This window comes from Streptomyces sp. JNUCC 64 (genome assembly GCF_054484115.1).
In genome coordinates this window covers 5,991,608-6,009,343 of record NZ_CM137015.1, presented here as the reverse complement: position 1 = coordinate 6,009,343, position 17,736 = coordinate 5,991,608, and the positions used below count along the sequence as shown (strand labels likewise).

The 17,736-nt window shown below is 76.3% G+C and carries 11 protein-coding genes and 1 pseudogene; 4 read left to right on the top strand and 8 right to left on the bottom strand.

The features are described from left to right. Positions 1-255: 255 nt before the first annotated feature. The 6 genes and pseudogenes from ACVWNX_RS24845 to ACVWNX_RS24820 all read right to left on the bottom strand — a co-directional run bounded on the left by ACVWNX_RS24845 (position 256) and on the right by ACVWNX_RS24820 (position 9,262). Complete coding sequence (locus tag ACVWNX_RS24845; protein WP_454410044.1) at positions 256-1,305, bottom strand: ECF transporter S component; 1,050 nt, start codon at positions 1,303-1,305, stop codon at positions 256-258. Further along, positions 1,302-2,942 (bottom strand): ABC transporter ATP-binding protein, encoded by a 1,641-nt coding sequence (locus ACVWNX_RS24840; RefSeq protein WP_454410042.1) that lies wholly within the window; start codon positions 2,940-2,942, stop codon positions 1,302-1,304. Before ACVWNX_RS24840 ends, ACVWNX_RS24845 begins: the two co-directional genes overlap by 4 nt. A 266-nt stretch (positions 2,943-3,208) precedes the next feature. Beyond that, positions 3,209-4,261, bottom strand: a pseudogene (locus ACVWNX_RS24835) (CbiQ family ECF transporter T component); the annotation flags it as partial. Positions 4,262-4,363: 102 nt separating this feature from the next. Continuing rightward, a complete protein-coding gene (locus ACVWNX_RS24830) occupies positions 4,364-5,014 on the bottom strand; it encodes an SCO2322 family protein (protein ID WP_454414926.1) in 651 nt (216 codons plus the stop codon). Between the two features lie 116 nt (positions 5,015-5,130). After that, a complete protein-coding gene (locus tag ACVWNX_RS24825) occupies positions 5,131-6,429 on the bottom strand; it encodes a prenyltransferase/squalene oxidase repeat-containing protein (RefSeq protein WP_454410040.1) in 1,299 nt (432 codons plus the stop codon). Positions 6,430-6,877: 448 nt separating this feature from the next. Then, positions 6,878-9,262: an MDR family MFS transporter gene (locus tag ACVWNX_RS24820; protein WP_454410038.1), complete on the bottom strand. Its 2,385-nt coding sequence runs from the start codon at positions 9,260-9,262 to the stop codon at positions 6,878-6,880. Positions 9,263-10,579: 1,317 nt separating this feature from the next. Here ACVWNX_RS24820 and ACVWNX_RS24815 point away from each other — a divergent pair. Continuing rightward, on the top strand, positions 10,580-11,491 hold the full coding sequence (locus tag ACVWNX_RS24815) for a peptidoglycan-binding domain-containing protein (RefSeq protein WP_454410037.1): 912 nt from the start codon (positions 10,580-10,582) through the stop codon (positions 11,489-11,491). A gap of 211 nt (positions 11,492-11,702) precedes the next feature. Here the strand turns inward: ACVWNX_RS24815 and ACVWNX_RS24810 are convergent, their stop codons facing one another. Both ACVWNX_RS24810 and ACVWNX_RS24805 read right to left on the bottom strand, forming a co-directional pair. Beyond that, positions 11,703-12,407, bottom strand: a complete 705-nt coding sequence (locus tag ACVWNX_RS24810) for an HAD-IA family hydrolase (RefSeq protein WP_454410035.1) — start codon at positions 12,405-12,407, stop codon at positions 11,703-11,705. A 663-nt stretch (positions 12,408-13,070) separates the two neighbouring features. After that, positions 13,071-13,652: a TMEM165/GDT1 family protein gene (locus ACVWNX_RS24805; RefSeq protein ID WP_454410033.1), complete on the bottom strand. Its 582-nt coding sequence runs from the start codon at positions 13,650-13,652 to the stop codon at positions 13,071-13,073. Positions 13,653-14,410: 758 nt separating this feature from the next. Here ACVWNX_RS24805 and ACVWNX_RS24800 point away from each other — a divergent pair. The 3 genes from ACVWNX_RS24800 (at position 14,411) to ACVWNX_RS24790 (ending at position 17,730) form a co-directional block, all read left to right on the top strand. Beyond that, entirely contained in the window at positions 14,411-15,109 is a 699-nt protein-coding gene (locus ACVWNX_RS24800; protein WP_454410031.1) for an HNH endonuclease family protein, read from the top strand. Positions 15,110-15,386: 277 nt separating this feature from the next. Continuing rightward, on the top strand, positions 15,387-17,090 hold the full coding sequence (locus ACVWNX_RS24795) for an alkaline phosphatase D family protein (protein WP_454410029.1): 1,704 nt from the start codon (positions 15,387-15,389) through the stop codon (positions 17,088-17,090). A gap of 181 nt (positions 17,091-17,271) precedes the next feature. Continuing rightward, positions 17,272-17,730: a DoxX family protein gene (locus ACVWNX_RS24790; protein ID WP_454410028.1), complete on the top strand. Its 459-nt coding sequence runs from the start codon at positions 17,272-17,274 to the stop codon at positions 17,728-17,730. Positions 17,731-17,736: the final 6 nt, after the last annotated feature.

The window sequence follows — 17,736 nt, the reverse complement described above, 5'->3', positions numbered from 1 at the left end:
GGGGGCGCCGCGGCCCGGAGGGGCTCGTGGCGCCGTGCGACTCGATCCAGAGAAACAGGTTCGAGAACGTCCCGCAATCACCCCTTTTACTAGTGGAGGTCGCATGTGCCCGACTAGTCGCCAGTGTGACCTGGCTCTCAATCCGCAGGTCAGAGCCTTTGACGACGCGGACACGTCAAGGGTCGCGGTCTACGATCGCGCCTCGTGGACGCCCGGGGCCCTGTGGCACGCCTCACCGGGGACCCCGGGTTCCGTTCACCGAGCGCGGTCGGCACCGCACCCGGCGGGGTCGGCCGGTGTGACCGGGGTCTCCCGGAACGCGGGCCGCGCGTCGAAGGCCGCCCGCCGGGTCGCCCGCCGCAGCGCCCTGAGGACCGTGCCGCCCAGCGTCAGCGTGAGGACGGCGGTCAGCACCGCCCGGCCGAGGTCCCAGCCCAGGGAGGTGGCGAGGCAGTAGGCGAGGAAGCGGACCAGGTTCTCCCCCACCGCGTCCCCCGGCGAGAACGCCACCGACGAGGTCAGCTCCCCCAGGAACGGCCAGCCCGCCAGGTTCATGACCGTGCCGTACGCGAACGCCGCCGCGAACCCGTACCCGGCGAGCAGCAGCCGCTCCCCCGTGCCGCGCAGCCGCCCGGACCCCGGCAGCAGTCCGGCGCCGAGCGTGAACCAGCCCATGGCCAGCATCTGGAACGGCAGCCAGGGGCCCACGCCCCCGGTGAGCAGCGCCGAGGCGAACATGGTGACCGCGCCGAGGACGAACCCGAAGCCGGGGCCGAGCACCCGTCCGCTCAGCACCATCAGGAAGAACATGGGCTCCAGCCCGGCGGTGCCCGCGCCCAGCGGGCGCAGCGCGGCGCCCGCCGCGGCCAGCACCCCGAGCATCGCCACCGCCTTCGCCCCGAGCCCCGATTCGGACAGGGCCGCCGCGACCACCCCCACCAGCAGCACCAGCAGCGCGGCGAAGAGCCAGGGCGCGTCCTGGGAGTGGGCGTTCACGGAGGAGGCGGGCGCCGCCAGGAACGGCCAGCCGAACGCGGCCACCCCCACCGCGCTCACCAGCCCCAGCGCGGCGGCGGACTTCGGCCCCACGCGGACCGCCCGGACGGCGCCCGGGCGGTCCTTGGGCGCGCGGGGGCCCACGGGGGCGCTGGGTCCGTCGGGGGCGGTGGGGGCCTCGGGGGTGCTGGGGCCGCTGGGGGCTCCAGGGCCGCTGGGGGTCTCGGGTTCGCCAGGGCCGTCGGGCGCGCCGGGGCCGTCGGGCGCGCCGGGGCCGTCGGCGGGGTCGGATACGTCCGGTGGGGTCATCGCAGGGCCTCCCGTACCTGGGGCACGGTGAGCCACGGCCCGGTGCCGAGCACCTTGGCCACCTGGGGGGCGAAGGCCGGGGAGGCCAGCACCACCTCGGCGGCGGGGCCGTCCGCGACGACCTCGCCGTCCGCGAGGATCAGCACCCGGTGCGCCAGCTCCGCCGCCAGCTCCACGTCATGGGTGGCGAGCAGCACGGCGTGGCCCGCCGCGACGAGCGGGCGCAGCACCTTGACCAGCCGGGCCTTCGCCGCGTAGTCGAGGCCCCGGGTGGGTTCGTCCAAGAGCAGCAGCGGGGGGCGGGCGGTGAGCACCACGGCGAGGGCCAGCACCAGTCGCTGCCCCTCGGAGAGGTCCCGGGGGTGGGCGTCGCCGTCGATGCCGGGCAGCAGCTCCGCCACCAGGTCCCGGCAGGTGCCGGGCGGGGCGTCCGCGTCGCGGTCGGCGGCGGCGCACTCGGCGGCCACGGTGTCCGCGTACAGCAGGTCGCGCGGTTCCTGGGGGACCAGTCCGACCCGGCGCACCAGCTCGCGGGGGCGGACGCGGTGCGGCGCGGCGCCGCCGACGTCGACGGCGCCGCCGGTCGGCTCGACCAGTCCGACCAGGGCCGACAGCAGGGTCGACTTCCCGGCGCCGTTGCGGCCCATCAGCGCGACGGTCTCGCCGGGGCGCAGCGTCAGGTCCACCCCGCGCAGCGCCTCGGTCCGGCCGCGTCGCACCCGCAGTCCGGACGTGGTCCCGGCCGCCGCCGGTTTCCCCGCGTCCGTGGTGCGCCCGGTGTTCCCGGCGGTGGACGGGGCGGACGGCTCCGGCGGGGGCGCGGCGGCGAGCCGGGCCCGGAGCGGGGCGGCCCGGCGGCGGGCGTCGCGGACGCTGAGCGGCGGCGGGGACCAGCCCGCGAGCCGGGCCAGGTCGACCACCGGCGGCCGGACCGGCGAGTGGGCCATGACCTCGGCGGGCTCCCCGAGGACGGGGGCGGCGCCGGGGCCGGGCAGCAGCAGGACCTGGTCGGCGTACTGCACCACGCGCTCCAGCCGGTGCTCGGCCATCAGGACGGTGGTGCCGAGGTCGTGCACCAGCCGCTGGAGGACGGCGAGCACCTCCTCGGCGGCGGCCGGGTCCAGCGCGGAGGTCGGTTCGTCGAGGACCAGCACCCGGGGGTGCGGGGTGAGCACCGAGCCGATGGCGACGCGCTGGCGCTGGCCGCCGGAGAGGGTGGCGAGGGGCCGGTCCCGCAGTTCGGCGAGGCCCAGCAGGTCGAGGGTCTCCTCGACCCGGCGGCGCATCACGTCCGGGGCGACGCCGAGCGACTCCATGCCGTAGGCGAGTTCGTCCTCGACGGTGTCGGTGACGAAGTGGGCGAGGGGGTCTTGGCCGACGGTGCCGACCACGTCCGCGAGGTCGCGCGGCCGGTGGACCCGGGTGTCCCGGCCCGCGACGGTGACCCGGCCGCGCAGGGTGCCGCCGGTGAAGTGCGGCACCAGTCCGGAGACCGTGCCGAGCAGGGTGGACTTGCCCGTCCCGGACTCCCCCACGAGCAGCACCAGCTCGCCCTCCGGCACGGTCAGGTCGACGTCCGTGAGGGCGTCCCGGTCGGCGCCGTCGTAGCGCACGGACACGTTCTCGAAGCGGATCACGAGCCGCTCGCCTTCTTTCGCTTCGTCCGGGACGGGTCGGGGTCGGTGCGGTGGCCCGTCCGGCGGGGGTCCGTCCGCGTCCGGTGGGGTTCCGCCGGGACGTCGTCGGGTGACGTGTCCCTGGCCGGGCCACCTCCCGGTGCCTCGCCCCGGGCCCGGCCGTGGCCCTCCGGCCGGAGGGGCGTGACGGACGGGACGGCCGGGACTGGCGGAACGGCCGGGACTGGCGGGGCCCCGGGCGGGGCGGGCGGCTCCCCCGGGCGGACCGGCGCGGGGGCGACCAGGGCCGGGAGCAGTCCGAGGAGGACCGCCGCCGCGGGCCACAGCGGAAGCACGGGGGCGGTCAGCGGGACCACGCCCGGCTCCAGCGCGGCCGTCGCGGCGGGTCCGCCCAGCGCGCCCCAGCCCGCGAACACCGCCGCCACGGCGGCCCCCGACCCGGCGACCAGCCAGGCGCGCGGGCCCCAGCCGTCGGGACGGTACCGGGTGCGGACCGTGCGACGGCCGCCCAGCCGGAGTCCGGCGAGCGCGGCGGCGAGCCCGGCGAGCAGCACCGGGGTCGCGTACCCGGCGCCGTCGGCGGCGAGCAGTCCGTACGTTCCGGCGCAGACGCCGAGCAGCCCGCCGAGGGTGAGTCCGGCGGTCAGCCGCCGCACCGGGGCCGGTACCTCCGCCGTGCGCCCGTACCCCCGGGCGTCCATCGCCGCCGCGAGCGCCACCGACCGTTCCAGCGCGCCCTCCAGCACCGGCAGCGCCACTTGGAGCAGCCCGCGCGCGCCCCGGTCGGGACGGCCCCGCAGCCGTCGGGCGGCCCGCAGCCTGCGGACGTCGGCGATCAGGTTCGGCGCGAAGGTCATCGCGACGACGACCGCCACGCCCGCCTCGTACAGGGCGCCCGGCAGCGACTTCAGCAGCCGGGACGGGTTGGCGAGGGCGTTCGCTGCGCCCACGCAGATCAGCAGCACCGCCAGCCGCAGCCCGTCGTACAGGGCGAAGACCAGTCCTTCGAGGGTGACCCGGCCGCCGATCCGCACCCCTTGCGCCCACTGGGGCATCGGCACCTCGGGGAGGGTGACCAGGACGTGCGTCCCGGGGATCGGGGAACCGAGGACCACCGCGAAGACCAGCCGGATCAGCAGCACGGCGAGCGCGATCCGGACGAAGGCACCGTAGGCGCGGGCCCATGGCGCGTCGGTGCGGCGGGCCGCGACCACGTATCCGGCGACCCCGGCGAGCAGCCCGAGCAGCAGGGGGTTGGTGGTGCGGGACGCGGCGATCCCGAGGCCGAGCGCCCACACCCACCAGGCCCCCGGATGCAGCGCGTTCGTCCGGTGCGCCACCGGGGCGGCGAGCGGACGGACGGCACGGCGCGCGGCGGCGGGCCGGGAGGGGGCGGGGCGGTCGGGCACGGTGGTCTCCCGTCAGCCCCGGCGGCGGGCGCGCAGCACGGCCGCGACGCCCAGCAGCGCCACGGCGGCGAGGCCCGCGTACAGCCCGAGGGACGGGCCGCCGCCGGCGTCACCGTCGTCGGAGGCCGTCACGCCGGACGAGGCGGGTGCGGTGCCGTCGCCGGAGACCTGTTCCCCGCAGCCGGTGCGGGGGTACCCGGCGATGGCGCAGAGCAGCGCGTTCGCGTCGTAGCGCAGCGGCTTCGCCACGGCGGCGAGGGCGTCGGCGCTGGTGGCGTCGGGAGCGATCCGGGCGCAGGCGGTGCGGGCGGGGGACGGGGTCTCGCCGGAGGGGGCGTCGGCCGGGAGCCCGGGGTCGATGACGAGCGCGATCCGCTTGGTGCCCTCGCGGGGTTCCGTGGTGCCGCAGATCCGGGTGAAGTCGCGGGGGCCGCGCGGGGTGGCCGCGTCAGCGGAGTCCTCGCTCACCGCGAACCGGAAGCCCTGGACGTCCCCGTCGGCGGGCCGGGCGAGCGCCGGGCCCTGGGTGGCGTACGTCCAGTCGCCGCCGGTCAGCTCCCAGAAGGACCAGTAGCGGTATCCGGCGGCCTGCGCGGGCGCGGCGGCGAGCAGCCCGGTGAGGGCGACGAGGACGGCGAGCACGGTGGCCAGGGCGGCCGTCACCGCCGCGCGGGGCCGTCCGGAAGCCCGCCCGGGGGCCCGTCCGGCCTGGGCGGGGGCTCGTTCCGGGGCCCGCCCGGGAACCCGTCCCGGAGCGCCCGCGCCACCCGCGCGGGCGCTCACCCGCGCTTCCTGCGGACGAAGCGGTAGATCGCGCCCTGGAAGGCGACGCCCACGGCGGCGAGCCCCAGGGCCAGCAGCAGCCCGCTGAACACCATCCAGGGGAAGCCCTCCGACTCGCCGGAGTGCTCCGTGTGGTCCTCCGCTCCCCCGGCCTCCCCGTCCTCCGACGCGTCGGCGACGGGGGCGGGGCCGGTGGCGTACAGCCCGGCGACCAGGTCGGTGGAGCCGAAGTCACGAGGGTCGGCGCCGACGGCACGGGCGGTGAGGACGAGCTGCGCCCAGGCCGCGGGACCGGTCTGACGGGCCCAGTCGGCGGACTCGCGCTTCAGCCAGGCCACCGCGCGGTCGGCCCGGTCGGCGTTCCCGGTGACGGTCAGGGCGACCACGGCGTCGGCGGTGGTGCCGTGGTCGGGCTGGTCCTCGGCGCCCGGCAGGGAGCTGGTGAGGTGGCCGTCGGCGGCGAGCGCGCGGGCGAGGTGGGCGGCCCCGTTGGCGGCGGCGTCCTCGGCGGTCCGGGCCTTCGAGCAGGACGGCCCGTCCCCGTCGGTTCCGGTGGACCCGTCGGCGTCGGCGTCCTTGTCGGCGGGCTCCGGGGCGAGAGTGAGGCCGCGGGCGCCGAGGACGCCCGCCGCGGTGGCGTCGGCGTTGGCGACCAGGTCGCCCTTCTTGTCCGGCTGGTAGGCGAAGGCTCCGCCGTCCTCGGCGGAGCAGGGCAGGGAGAGCGCGAGGAGCGCCCGGTGCGGGTCCGCGCCCTTCGCGGAGCGGACCGTGGCGGGGTCGGTGCCCACGGCGGCGAACGCGCCGATCACCAGGCTGGTGGAGTTGGCGTCGCTGGGGGCGCCGGGGAGGTAGCCCCAGCCCCCGTCGTCGTTCTGGACGGACCGCAGCCAGCCCACCGCCTCCTTCACGGCGGCGTCCTCGCCGCCGAGGGCCTCCAGCGCCTGGACGGCGGCGGCGGTGCTGTTGGTGTCCACGGGGGTCTTGGCGCCGCACCGGGCGTCGGGCGCGGCCCGGAACGCGGCGAAGGAGCCGTCGGCGCACTGCTGGCCGGTGAGCCAGTCCACGGCGACCGGGGCGGGGGTGGCGCCCACCGTCTTCTGCGCGAGCAGCGCGAGCGACTGCCGCCACACCCCGTCGTAGGTGGGGTCGGTGGTGCCGTAGAGCCCGGACGGGAGCTTGACCGAGGGGGACGGCGACGCCTTCCCGTCGGCCCCGTCCGCGAGGGCGGCGGGGGCCGTGGCGGTGCCGATCGCCGCGACGGCGGCGAGGGCCGCGACGGTGCGGCTGATCTTCATGGTGGCGTGTGCCCTTCCTCGTACCGGGCGCACGGGCACGCTTCGTGGGCGGCTCCGGGCGGCTCCGGCTCCGTATTCCTCGACGGTGCCCGCGCACCGGGTCCCGGTGGCGTGAGCCGTTCGCGTCGGGGTACGGGGTGCTCCGGCTGGCGCCCGGACGGGCGGCTCACGGTTGCGGGTCAGCGCCGGACTTCCACCGGCTTCCCCCCGTGGGGACGCGATGACGACCCCCCATGCTACCGGCCGCCCCGCACGGGGCCCGGTCTCCGCGCGGGGCGAGGGTGCGCGGTCAGCCGTGGGGCTCGTGGGCGGCCCGGAGGCCACGGGGGCTGTGGCGGCTGTGCGGGGCCGTGGGCCGTGGGTCGTGGGTCGTGCGGGGCCGCTGGTGCCGGTCCGGGGGCGGACGGGTCCGGGGTGCCCCACCCGGACCCGTGCGGGGAGAGGCACCTCAGGAGGACGGGGTCGACGGCTGGTCCGGGGGCGACGGGTCCGGGTCCCGGGCCGGTGGGTGCCCGGGCGGCGGGCCCGGACGGGACGCGGACCGGGTGGGCGGCCCGGACGGGGTCGCGGACCCGGCCGAAGGGGACGGCCCGGCCGAAGGCGGCGTCCCGGTCGAGGGGGACTGCCCCGCCGAAGGCGACGGCCCACCCGAAGGGGACGAGCCAACCGAAGGCGGCGTCCCGGTCGAAGGGGACGACCCGACGGGAGGGGACGGCCCGACCGGAGGGGACGGCCCGACCGGAGGGGATGCCCCAGGCGAGGCGGACGGCCCCGGCCCCGCGGACGGCCCCGGCGCCGACCGGGGGCGTTCCCCGTGGGAACCGCACAGCTCCGCGCTCAGCGTCCGGACGAGGTCGGTGAGGTCGTCGGGGCGGTCCGGCCCCCACCAGTCGCCGAGGAGTTCCGCGAGGGAGTCCTCCCGGGCGGCGGCCAGCGCGTCGGCGGCCCGGCGGCCGGGCGCGGTGAGGGTGAGGCCCAGCCCCTCGCGGGCGCCGAGCCCCCGCTCCTCGACCTGCCGGGCCGCCTCGGCGACCACCCGGAACGGCACGTTCCGCCGTTCGGCGAGCAGCGCGGGCTCCACCACCCCGTGCCGTCGCATCCGCAGCAGCAGCCAACTGCTCGCGGGCAGCAGGTCGTACCCGGCCCGGTGGGTGATCGTCTCGTAGATCCTCCGCCGTCCCTCCCGGGTCCCGAGCACGGACAGGGCCCGGGCGCACTCGTCGCGCGAGGTCCGCTGGACCGGGTTGCTGGCCAGGGTCTCCGTGCCGTCGGGGACGGTCACCGAGCCGCGCAGCCGGTCCTCGTGCAGGAACCAGGCGAGGACGAACCCGGCGAGGGCCACCGGCACCGCGTAGAGGAACACGTCGGTGATCGCCGTGGAGAAGGCGTCCAGCGCGGCGGGGCGCAGCGCGGGCGGCAGCGACTCCAGCCCCCGGGGGTCCGCGGCGAGGGCGGCGGCGTCCGTCCCCGGCGGCAGGCTCCGTCCGTCGAGCGCGGCGGCCAGGAGGTCCGCGAGCCGCCCGGCGAAGAGCGACCCGAAGACGGCCACCCCGAAGGACGCCCCGATCGAGCGGAAGAAGGTCGCCCCGGAGGTGGCCACCCCGAGGTCCTCGTAGGCGACCGCGTTCTGCACGATCAGCACCAGGACCTGCATCACCAGCCCGAGGCCCAGCCCGAAGACGAAGAAGGAGGCGCTGGTGACGGCCGTGGAGGTGTCCGGGCCCAGCCGGTGCAGCAGGAGCAGCCCCAGGGCGGTGATCCCGGTGCCCGCGACGGGGAACACCTTCCAGCGGCCGGTGCGGCTGACGATCTGTCCCGATCCGGTGGAGGCGAGCAGCAGCCCGACGACCATCGGCAGCATGTGGACGCCCGACATGGTCGGGCTGACGCCCCGGACGATCTGCAGGAACGTGGGCAGGTACGTCATCGCGCCGAACATCGCGAACCCGACGATGAAGCTGATCAGCGCCGCGAGCGTGAACGTCCGCACCCGGAACAGCCGCAGCGGCAGGACGGGTTCGGCGGCCCGCCGCTCCACCGCCACGAACGCCACCGCGAGCACCGCCCCCAGCACCGCCAGCCCCACGACGCCGGGCGAGCCCCACGGCCAGGTGGTGCCGCCGAGGGAGGCGACCAGCACCAGACAGGCCGCGACCGAGGCGATGAGCAGGGTGCCCAGGTAGTCGATGGTGTGCCGGTCGTCGCGGCGCGGTACGCGCAGCGCGGAGGCGATGACGACGAGGGCGACCGCGCCGATCGGCAGATTGACGTAGAAGACCCACCGCCAGCTCAGGTGCTCGGTGAGCAGTCCGCCGACCAGCGGACCGAGCACACTGGTCGTACCGAACACGGCGCCGAACAGCCCTTGGTAGCGACCGCGTTCCCGGGGCGGCACCAGATCGCCGACGATCGCCATGGAGAGCACCATCAGTCCGCCGCCGCCCAGCCCCTGGAGCGCCCGGAAGCCGATCAGTTCCGGCATGCTCCGCGCCGCCCCGCAGAGCGCGGAACCGATCAGGAAGATCACGACGGCGGTCTGGAAGAGCCGTTTGCGTCCGTACTGGTCGCCGAGCTTGCCCCACAGCGGGGTCGCGGCGGTGGAGGCCAGCAGATAGGCGGTGACCACCCAGGAGAGGTGGTCGAGCCCCCCGAGGTCGCTGACGATCGTGGGGAGCGCGGTGGAGACGATGGTCTGATCGAGCGCGGCCAGCAGCATGCCGAGGAGCAGCGCGCCGATGGAGACCAGCACCGGACCACCGGGACCGGCCTCCGTCGCGGCCCGGACGGCCGGTCGTCCGGGCGCTCCGCCCCGCCCCTGGTGACCACGTGTCATGCACACCTCCTGGACGGACGGGAGGGGTCCCGCACCCCCATCGTGGTGCGTGCGACCCGGTCCGGCCTGTCGGGGACATGGGGACTCGACACTGCGGGCCCTTCCGGTTGTCTGCATAATCGCCTTCAACCAAGGGAGGGGACCCAGACGGTGAACCGACAGACATGTCCGCGGTGCGGGGCGCCCGAGGGCGCGCCCGCGCCCGGCGGCTGTGGATGCGCGGCGCGCACCGGCGCGACGGCGGGCGGCGGTGCCGGTCCGGCCGCCGACCGGACGACCCCGGCGCATCCGCCCGGACCGCCGGGCCCGCCGCCACCGGCCTACCAGTCGCACCCGCCGCACCCCGCCCACCAGGCGGAACTCTCCGACCACACGGGCCAGTTCGCCCGGTTCCAGGTGCGCCCCTACTACGTGGACCAGGGACCGCAGGACGCACCGGACGGTTCCGGCGCCGGCCCCGATGCCGCTCCCGGTCCCCGCTCCACGGCCGGTGCCGCCGTGCCCGGTGCCGCCGTACCCGGCGGCCCGGCGGGCCCGCCGCACCCGTCGCCGCAGACCCCTCCGCCGGTGGGGACACCCCAGACATCCCAGACATCCCAGACCCCCCGGGCACCTCAGACCCCCCGGGCACCTCAGACACCTCAGACGATGCCCCCATCGGGTCAGTCGGCGGGCCAGCCGGGGCAGCGAGGGCACTCCGGCCAGCCGGGTCACCCCGGTCGACCCGGTCAACCCGGGCACCCGGGCCAGCAAGGGCGTCCCCTTCAGCCGGGACAGCCCGTCCAGCCGGGCGTGGCGAGCCAGCCGGGCATGCCAGGGCAACCTGGCGCACCAGGCCAGCCGGGCGTGCCGGGCCCGCAGGGCATACCGGGGCAACCGGGTGTACCGGGCCAGCAGGGCGTACCGGGGCCAGCAGGCATGCCGGGCCAGCCGGGCGGGCGGATACCCGACGAGCCGACCCGTGCGCTGCCCCGGATGGCGGCGGACGGAACCGGCCCGGTTCCGCACCCCGCGCCGGGCCGACCGGACGGACCGGCCGCCGGGTCCGGCCCGGCCGCAGGCGCGCCGCTCGCTCCGGCCGGGCCCATGCCGCCGTTCGCGGAGCCCGGCCCCCTCCCCCCGGCCGCCGGGCCCCAGCCGGGCCCCGGCGGGCCGTCGGGGGACGTCCCGCCGCCCGCCGACGCCCAGGGGGCCTGGACCGCCCACCCCGGCATCGCACCCGGCCCCGCCGCCCCTGGGGCACCCACGGGTCACACCGACCCCGTGGACCACGCGAGCCCTACGGGCGCCACCGGCCAGCCGGGCTACGCGGGTCACATGGACCACACGGGCCCCGTGGGACACCCCGAGCACATAGGCCAGCCGGGCGCCATGGGCCACCCGGGACACGAGCACACGGCACACCCCGAGCCTCCGGAGCACCCGGGCCACCCCGGCGAGCAGTCCCGGCGACCGCACCCCGTGCCCCCGGAGACGCCCCGTCAGCGGCCGGTGCCGCAGGGGCGGCTGGACCGCCTGGACCAGGCGGAGGCCGACCCCCGGGCGCGCCGTCGCCGTCTCGCCTTCATCGCCACCTCGGGCGTGGCGGTCGCGGCGGTGGCCGTCGGGGCGATCGCGGGCGGGGTGTTCAGCTACGACAAGCCCCGTCACGACAAGGCCCTGCCGGACATCGACACCACCGTCCCGGACACCTCGGTGCCGGACAAGGAACCCGCCGGGAACCCGGGCGGGGACAAGACCAAGGCGTCCAAGGGCACCTCGCCGTCGGCTCCGGCCGCCCCCGGTTCCCCCACCTCCACCCAGCCGCTCAGTCCCTCGCCCAGCGCGAGCCCCTCGAAGGGGAAGGACGAGGAGAAGGGGAAGGGGAAGAAGTCGGCGTCCCCGAGCCCGTCGGGCCGCTCCGCCTCCCCGTCCGACTCCGCCTCGCGCCCCGCCGAGCCGCCCCCGCCGAGCCCCGACGGCACCCTGCGGATGGGCGACCGGGGCCCGGGCGTCCAGGACCTCCAGCAGCGGCTGTGGCAGATGCGGCTGTACACGGGTTCCCGGGACGGCGTCTTCAACTCCGAGGTGGCACAGGCCCTCACCCGTTACCAGGTCGCCCGGGGCATCCAGGAGGAACGGGGCACCTACGGTCCCGTCACCCGGGGCGTCCTGGAGACGGAGACCTCCGGCGGCGGGAACGGCGGGGGCGGCGATCCGGGCTGGGGCGACGGCGGCAACGACGACTGACGGCCCCGACCGGCCCCGGCCCCGTCGCCCGGCGGAAACGGGGCCGGGCCGGGCGGCGTCACCGCCGAGTTGGTCGGCACCACCGCCCGGGACGGTGGGCACCACCGGGCCGATCGGCACCGCCGCCGGGCCGGGCGGCGTCACCACCGGGTCGGCCAGTGTCACCACCGGGTCGGTCGCCGGTCGAGCGCCGCCGCCGGGCCGGTGGGCGTCAGCCGGTGGTGGTGTCGCCCTCCGGGAGGACGGTCAGCCGCAGCGTCCCGTCCGCGTCGGCGGTCAGCCGGATCCGGGTGAGGTCGTCGACCTGGACGGTGGGCCCGTGGTCCACCGCGCGGGGTCCCACGCCGACCACCCGCATCCCGGCCGCGAGCCCCGCCCGGATGCCCGCCGGGGAGTCCTCGAAGACCACGCACTCGGCGGCCGGGATCCCGAGCGCGGCGGCGCCCTTGAGGAAGCCCTCCGGATCGGGCTTGCTCTCCGTCACGTCCTCGGCGGTCACCCGGACCGGGGGCACCGCCAGCCCGGCGGCGGCCATCCGGGCCGCCATCAGCTCCCGCGTCGCGGAGGTCACCAGCGCGTACGGGGCGCCGAGGGACGCGAGCGAGGAGAGGAAGACGTCCGCGCCCGGCACCTCCACGACCCCGTCCAGGTCGGCGGTCTCCTCGGCCAGCATCAGGGCGTTGTCCGCGTGGTTCTCGGCCATGGGCCGGTCCGGCAGCAGCTCCGCCATGGTGGAGTACCCCTGCCTGCCGTGCACCACCTCCACCACCGCGTCGCCGTCCAGTCCGTGCCGTCCGGCCCAGCGCCGCCAGCAGCGCTCGACGACGGCGTCGGAGTTGACGAGGGTGCCGTCCATGTCCAGCAGCAGGGCGCGGGCGGTCAGTACGGCGGTGTCCGTTATCGGCAGGGCCGGCATCGATGTGCTCCAAGGTGAGGGATGGGACGCGGGACGGGCCCGCGCGGGGTGCGCCAACGCCTCCGGACCGTGCCTCCGGACGGCTGCCGGACACGCGGCGGACCGCGCGGGACGGCGCCGGAGACGGACCCCGGCCCCGTTCCCGGTCGCTGCCCCCGGTGGCCGCCCTCAGGTCCCCGCCGACGGGAAGGACCGGGCGACGGGCGCCCGCTCGGCGGAACGGCCGGAGGCCGGTGCCGGGACGGGCGGGACGGCGGATCACGGGACGGTCCGGGCGGCCGGGAGGACCGTCGGACGGCGGAGACCGGGCGGCCGGTGGCCGGGCGGGCTTGGCTGGACGGGCGGCGGATCGGGCCGGTGAACCGGACGGGCCGGACGGGGCCGGTCGGGCGAACCGGGCTGCGGGCCGGTCCGGCGGACCGGGCGAAGACGACCGGAACAGCCGGGCCGGAGGGCAAGGTGGCCCCGCCCGCTGGTCAGGGTGGGCGAGCGGGAACCACTTTGTTCAAACACGGTACAAAACAAATGGCCGAGATGCCACCATCCAGCGGTAACCGACCCCGCTCCCGCCCCTTCCGCCCCTCCCGGCCCGGGCGCCCCGACCCACCCGTCCGGAACACCGGACCGCCCCGGACCATCCGCCCCGGACCATCCGGCGCGGACTCAGCCCGCGACCGCCTCGTAGAGGCTCCACAGCCCGAGGCCCAGCATCAGCAGCGCGGCGATCCTGGTGATCAGCCGCAGCGGCACCCGCTTCATCAGCGCCTTGCCGCCCACGATCCCGAGCCCGGCCACGGCCCACAGCGCGAGCACGGCCCCGAGGCCGACGGAGAGCGGGTCGTCGTAGCGGGCGGCGAGGTTGGCGGTCATGATCTGGGTGAGGTCACCGAACTCCGCGACCAGGATGAGCATGAACCCGGCGCCCGACACCTTCCAGAAGCTCTGGTCCTCCGGCTGACGGATCTCCTCCTCCCCGTCGTCCTTGCGGAGCGCGAGGACCGCCGCGCCACCCAGGAACAGCACACCGGTGAGAGCGCTCAGCAGCCGCTCGGGCAGCAGGGTCAACACGCTCCCGGCCGCGACGGCGAGCACCACGTGGACGGTGAAGGCGGCGGCGACCCCGGCGAACACGTACGAGGCGCGATAGCGCGTTCCGAGGACGAGTCCGGCGAGCGCGGTCTTGTCCGGCAGCTCGGCCAGGAAGACGACGCCGAAGGCGAGCGCCGTCACGCTGATGCTGATCAAGGTTCCTCAATCGGTCGGGCCACCCCACCGAGAGTCACTGCGTCGACACCTCGGCACGGCAGCGCTCGGCACGCGCACGGGGTGCGCGTGAACACTGCTGGCCGAAGGTCTCGCTGGCCGGGCCCCGTGGGACCCCGCCTCCGGGCGCCGGCTCAGACGAGCTGAGCAGTATGTCGACGGTCCGGCGAAGAGCTACTCCCCTTCTGCTGCCCCCATGGTACGCGAGCCCCCGGGACCGCCTCCGGACCACCTCGGCCCGCCGACGCACGACGCACCGCGCACCCCCGCCCCGCCGAGCCACCCCGACCACCGACCCGCCGACGCGCCGACGCGCCGACGCGCCGAGCCACCCGGCACCCGGCACCCGGCACCCGGCACCCGGCACCCGGCACCCGGCACCCGGCACCCGGCACCCGGCACCCGGCACCCGGCACCCGGCACCCGGCACGAAACGGGCGCGGACCCGACACGGACACGGACCCGTCACAGGGACGCGCACGGGGAGCGGCAAGCAGCGCACGCCGGTCCACAGCGACGTGCGGGAGCGCGCGCACATCCCGCACGTTCCGGGACGGTTCACAACTCTTCACCCCCATCCGGAACATGATCCTCCGTTACATCCCTTGATGTGACGTGCCCATGCCGCAACCCTGTTACCTGGCGCACGTCTTCCGGAAACCTCCGGGCGCCAGCCTGGCCGGGCCGTCCACCCCGTCCGGCCCGTCCTGCACTCCCCCCACGACGCTCAGGGAGCCCCCATGCCCCGTGGCCACACCACCCACCAGCCCTCCGCCGACGACGCGCCGACGACGCGCGGCCGGTCCCGCGCCCGCCGGTGGAGCGCCGTCACCGCGCTGGCGACCGGACTGTCCGCCGTCGCCGCCCTCACCGGACCGCCCGCCCACGCCGCGCCGCCCACCCCGGTCAACGCCGCCACCGCCCGCCTCTACCTCTCCCAGCTCACCGTGGCGCCCGAGGGCTCCTCGGCCGGTTACAGCCGGAGCAAGTTCCCGCACTGGAGCACCGTGTCGGGCACCTGCAACACCCGTGAGGTCGTCCTGGACCGGGACGGCACCGACGTCGTCCAGAACGCGAGCTGCGCCGCCGTCTCCGGCACCTGGTTCTCCGCCTACGACGACGCCGTCTGGACCGTCGCCTCCGACCTCGACATCGACCACGTCGTCCCGCTCTCCGAGGCATGGCGGTCGGGGGCCGACGGCTGGACCAACAACGCCCGCAAGGGCTTCGCCAACGACCTGGTCCGCCCCCAGCTGATCGCGGTCACCGACAACGTCAACCAGGCCAAGGGCGACAAGGACCCCGCCGAGTGGCTGCCGCCGAGCGCGTCGTACCACTGCGTGTACGCGCGGATGTGGGTGCAGGTGAAGAAGCACTACGCCCTCGACGTGGACGCGGCCGAGAAGTCCGTGCTCCAGAACGTCCTCGCCGCCTGCTGAACCCGGTCGGCCACCACCCGTCGTCCGCCGCCCGCTCCCCCGGGCGGCGGACGGCACCGGAACGGCGAACGGCACCCGCACCCGCACCCGCACCCGCACCCGCACCGAGCACCGAGCACCGAGCACCGAGCACCGAGCACCGAGCACCGAGCACCGAGCACCGAGCACCGAGCACCGAGCACCAGCGTGGCACCGGACGGAACCGCTCCCCTCCCCCACCCGCCTTCCGTACCGTACGGGCGGACCGATGGACGGACGGACGAGGAGGGTGATCACCGTGACGGCACTGCGCCTGGGACCACTGCTGAGGTACGTCGACGACACGGCGGCGACCGTGTGGGTCGAGACGGACCGCGCCCGCGCGGTGGAGGTGCGCTGCGCCGACGGGTCGGTCGGGTCGACCGGCACGTTCCGGATCGCGGACCACCACTACGCGCTGGTGACGGTGCGCGGGCTGACCCCCGGCACGACCACGGAGTACGAGGTCCTGCTGGACGGCGCCCCAGTCTGGCCCCCGGCCGGCACCACGTCCCCACGGCTGCCGCCCCCGACGATCAGGACCCTCGCCCGCGCGTCCGGGCCCGGCGCCGGAGACGGGGCCGGGGCCGGGGAGGCCCCCGTCCGGGTGGCGTTCGGCTCCTGCCGCTGGGCCGCCGGGTCCGCGGCGGAACCGGGCCGGACGGAACCCGACGCGCTGGCCGCCCTCGCCGCCCGGCTGGCCGCCGACCCGGACGCCGAACGCCCCGACGTGCTGCTCCTGCTGGGCGACCAGGTGTACGCGGACGAGACCTCCCCGGCGACCCGCCGCTGGCTCGCCGCCCGCCGCGACCTCGGCGAACCGCCCGGCGACCAGGTCGCGGACTACGAGGAGTACACCCGGCTCTACGACGAGTCGTGGCTGGACCCCGAGGTGCGCTGGCTGCTCTCCACCGTCCCGTCCTGCATGGTCTTCGACGACCACGACGTCATCGACGACTGGAACACCAGCGCCTCCTGGCTCGCGGAGGTCAGAGCGACCCCGTGGTGGCGCGAACGCGTCCTCGGCGGGCTGATGTCGTACTGGGTGTACCAGCACCTCGGCAACCTCAGCCCCGGCGAACTCGACGCCGACGAACTGTTCGCGACGGTGCGGGCCGCCCCCGACGGCACCGGCGCGCTACGGGACTTCGCCGTCGCGGCGGACGCCGGTCCGGCGGGCGCGCGCTGGAGCTACCGGCGGGACTTCGGCCGGGTGCGGGTGCTGATGACCGACACCCGGGCCGCCCGCGTCCTGGACGAGGAGCGGCGCGCCATGCTCGCCCCCGGCGAGGCGGCGTGGCTGCGGCAACAGGCCCTGGACGCCCCGGGGAGCTACGACCACCTGCTGATCGGCACCTCCCTGCCGTGGCTGCTGCCGCCGCTGGTCCACGACGGCGAGACGTGGAACGCGGCGCTGTGCCGGGGAGAGCGGGGCGAGCGGTGGGCCGGGATCGGCGAGGGGCTGCGCCGCAGGTTCGACCTCGAACACTGGGCGGCCTTCCCGGAGTCGTTCACGGCACTGGGCGCGCTGATCGCCGAGGCCGGTTCGGGCCCGTCGGCCCCCGCCTCGGTCTACGTCCTGTCCGGTGACGTCCACCACGCCTACCTGGCCGAACCCGTCCGCTGGCCGGAGGACGGCGCCGAACCCTCCGCACGGGTCGTGCAACTGACCTGCTCCCCGTTCCACAACTCCCTCCCCGCGCACCTGCGCTGGGCCTTCCGCCTCGGCTGGAACCCGTTCGCCCGGGCGCTGGGACGCGTGCTCGCCCGCCACGGCCGGACCGGTCGCCGGGAACTGCGGTGGGCCCGGCGGGGCGGCCCGTGGTTCGGCAACCAGCTGATGACGCTGACGTTGCGCGGCCGGGAGTCCCGGCTACGACTCGAACGAGCCAGGGCGAACGGCCGCGAGGGGTCCGGAACGGTCCGGCTGGAGACGACCTGGGAGTCCCGTCTCACCTCCTGAGCGAACTTTCCGCATCAATCCAGGACGGAACGACGCCCGATGAGGTGACGTCACTTACGGGGACAACCACGCGCGTAGGGCGATACTTGGCCAGATGTTGAACTTGCAAGTAAAGCGGAGGTCAACCTAACGTGGCTTCACTCGGTACGTACCCCCACCACTACGCCGAAGGAGCCCCCACATGACCGGACGCCTCAACAGCGCCCAGCCCTACGCCCTTGGCCTGTTCCGCATCGTCATCGGCCTGCTCTTCGCCTGCCACGGCGCCGCCTCCCTCTTCGGAGTCCTGGGCGGCGCCCACGGCGGCGGCACCGTCGAGGCGGGCACCTGGCCCGGCTGGTACGCCGCGGTCATCCAGCTCGTCGGCGGCGGGCTGGTCATGATCGGCCTCGGTACCCGCGCCGCCGCGTTCATATCCTCCGGTTCGATGGCGTACGCCTACTTCAAGGTCCACCAGCCCGAGACGCTGTGGCCGCTCCAGAACGGCGGCGAGGCGTCGGCGATGTTCTGCTGGGCCTTCCTGCTGCTGGTGTTCACCGGTTCCGGGGCCTTCGGTCTCGACCGGCTGTTCTCCTCCCGGTCACGGAACGACGAGGAGCGCGAGCCCGCAGCCAAGCGGCCCGCCACCACCTCGGCCTGACCGGAC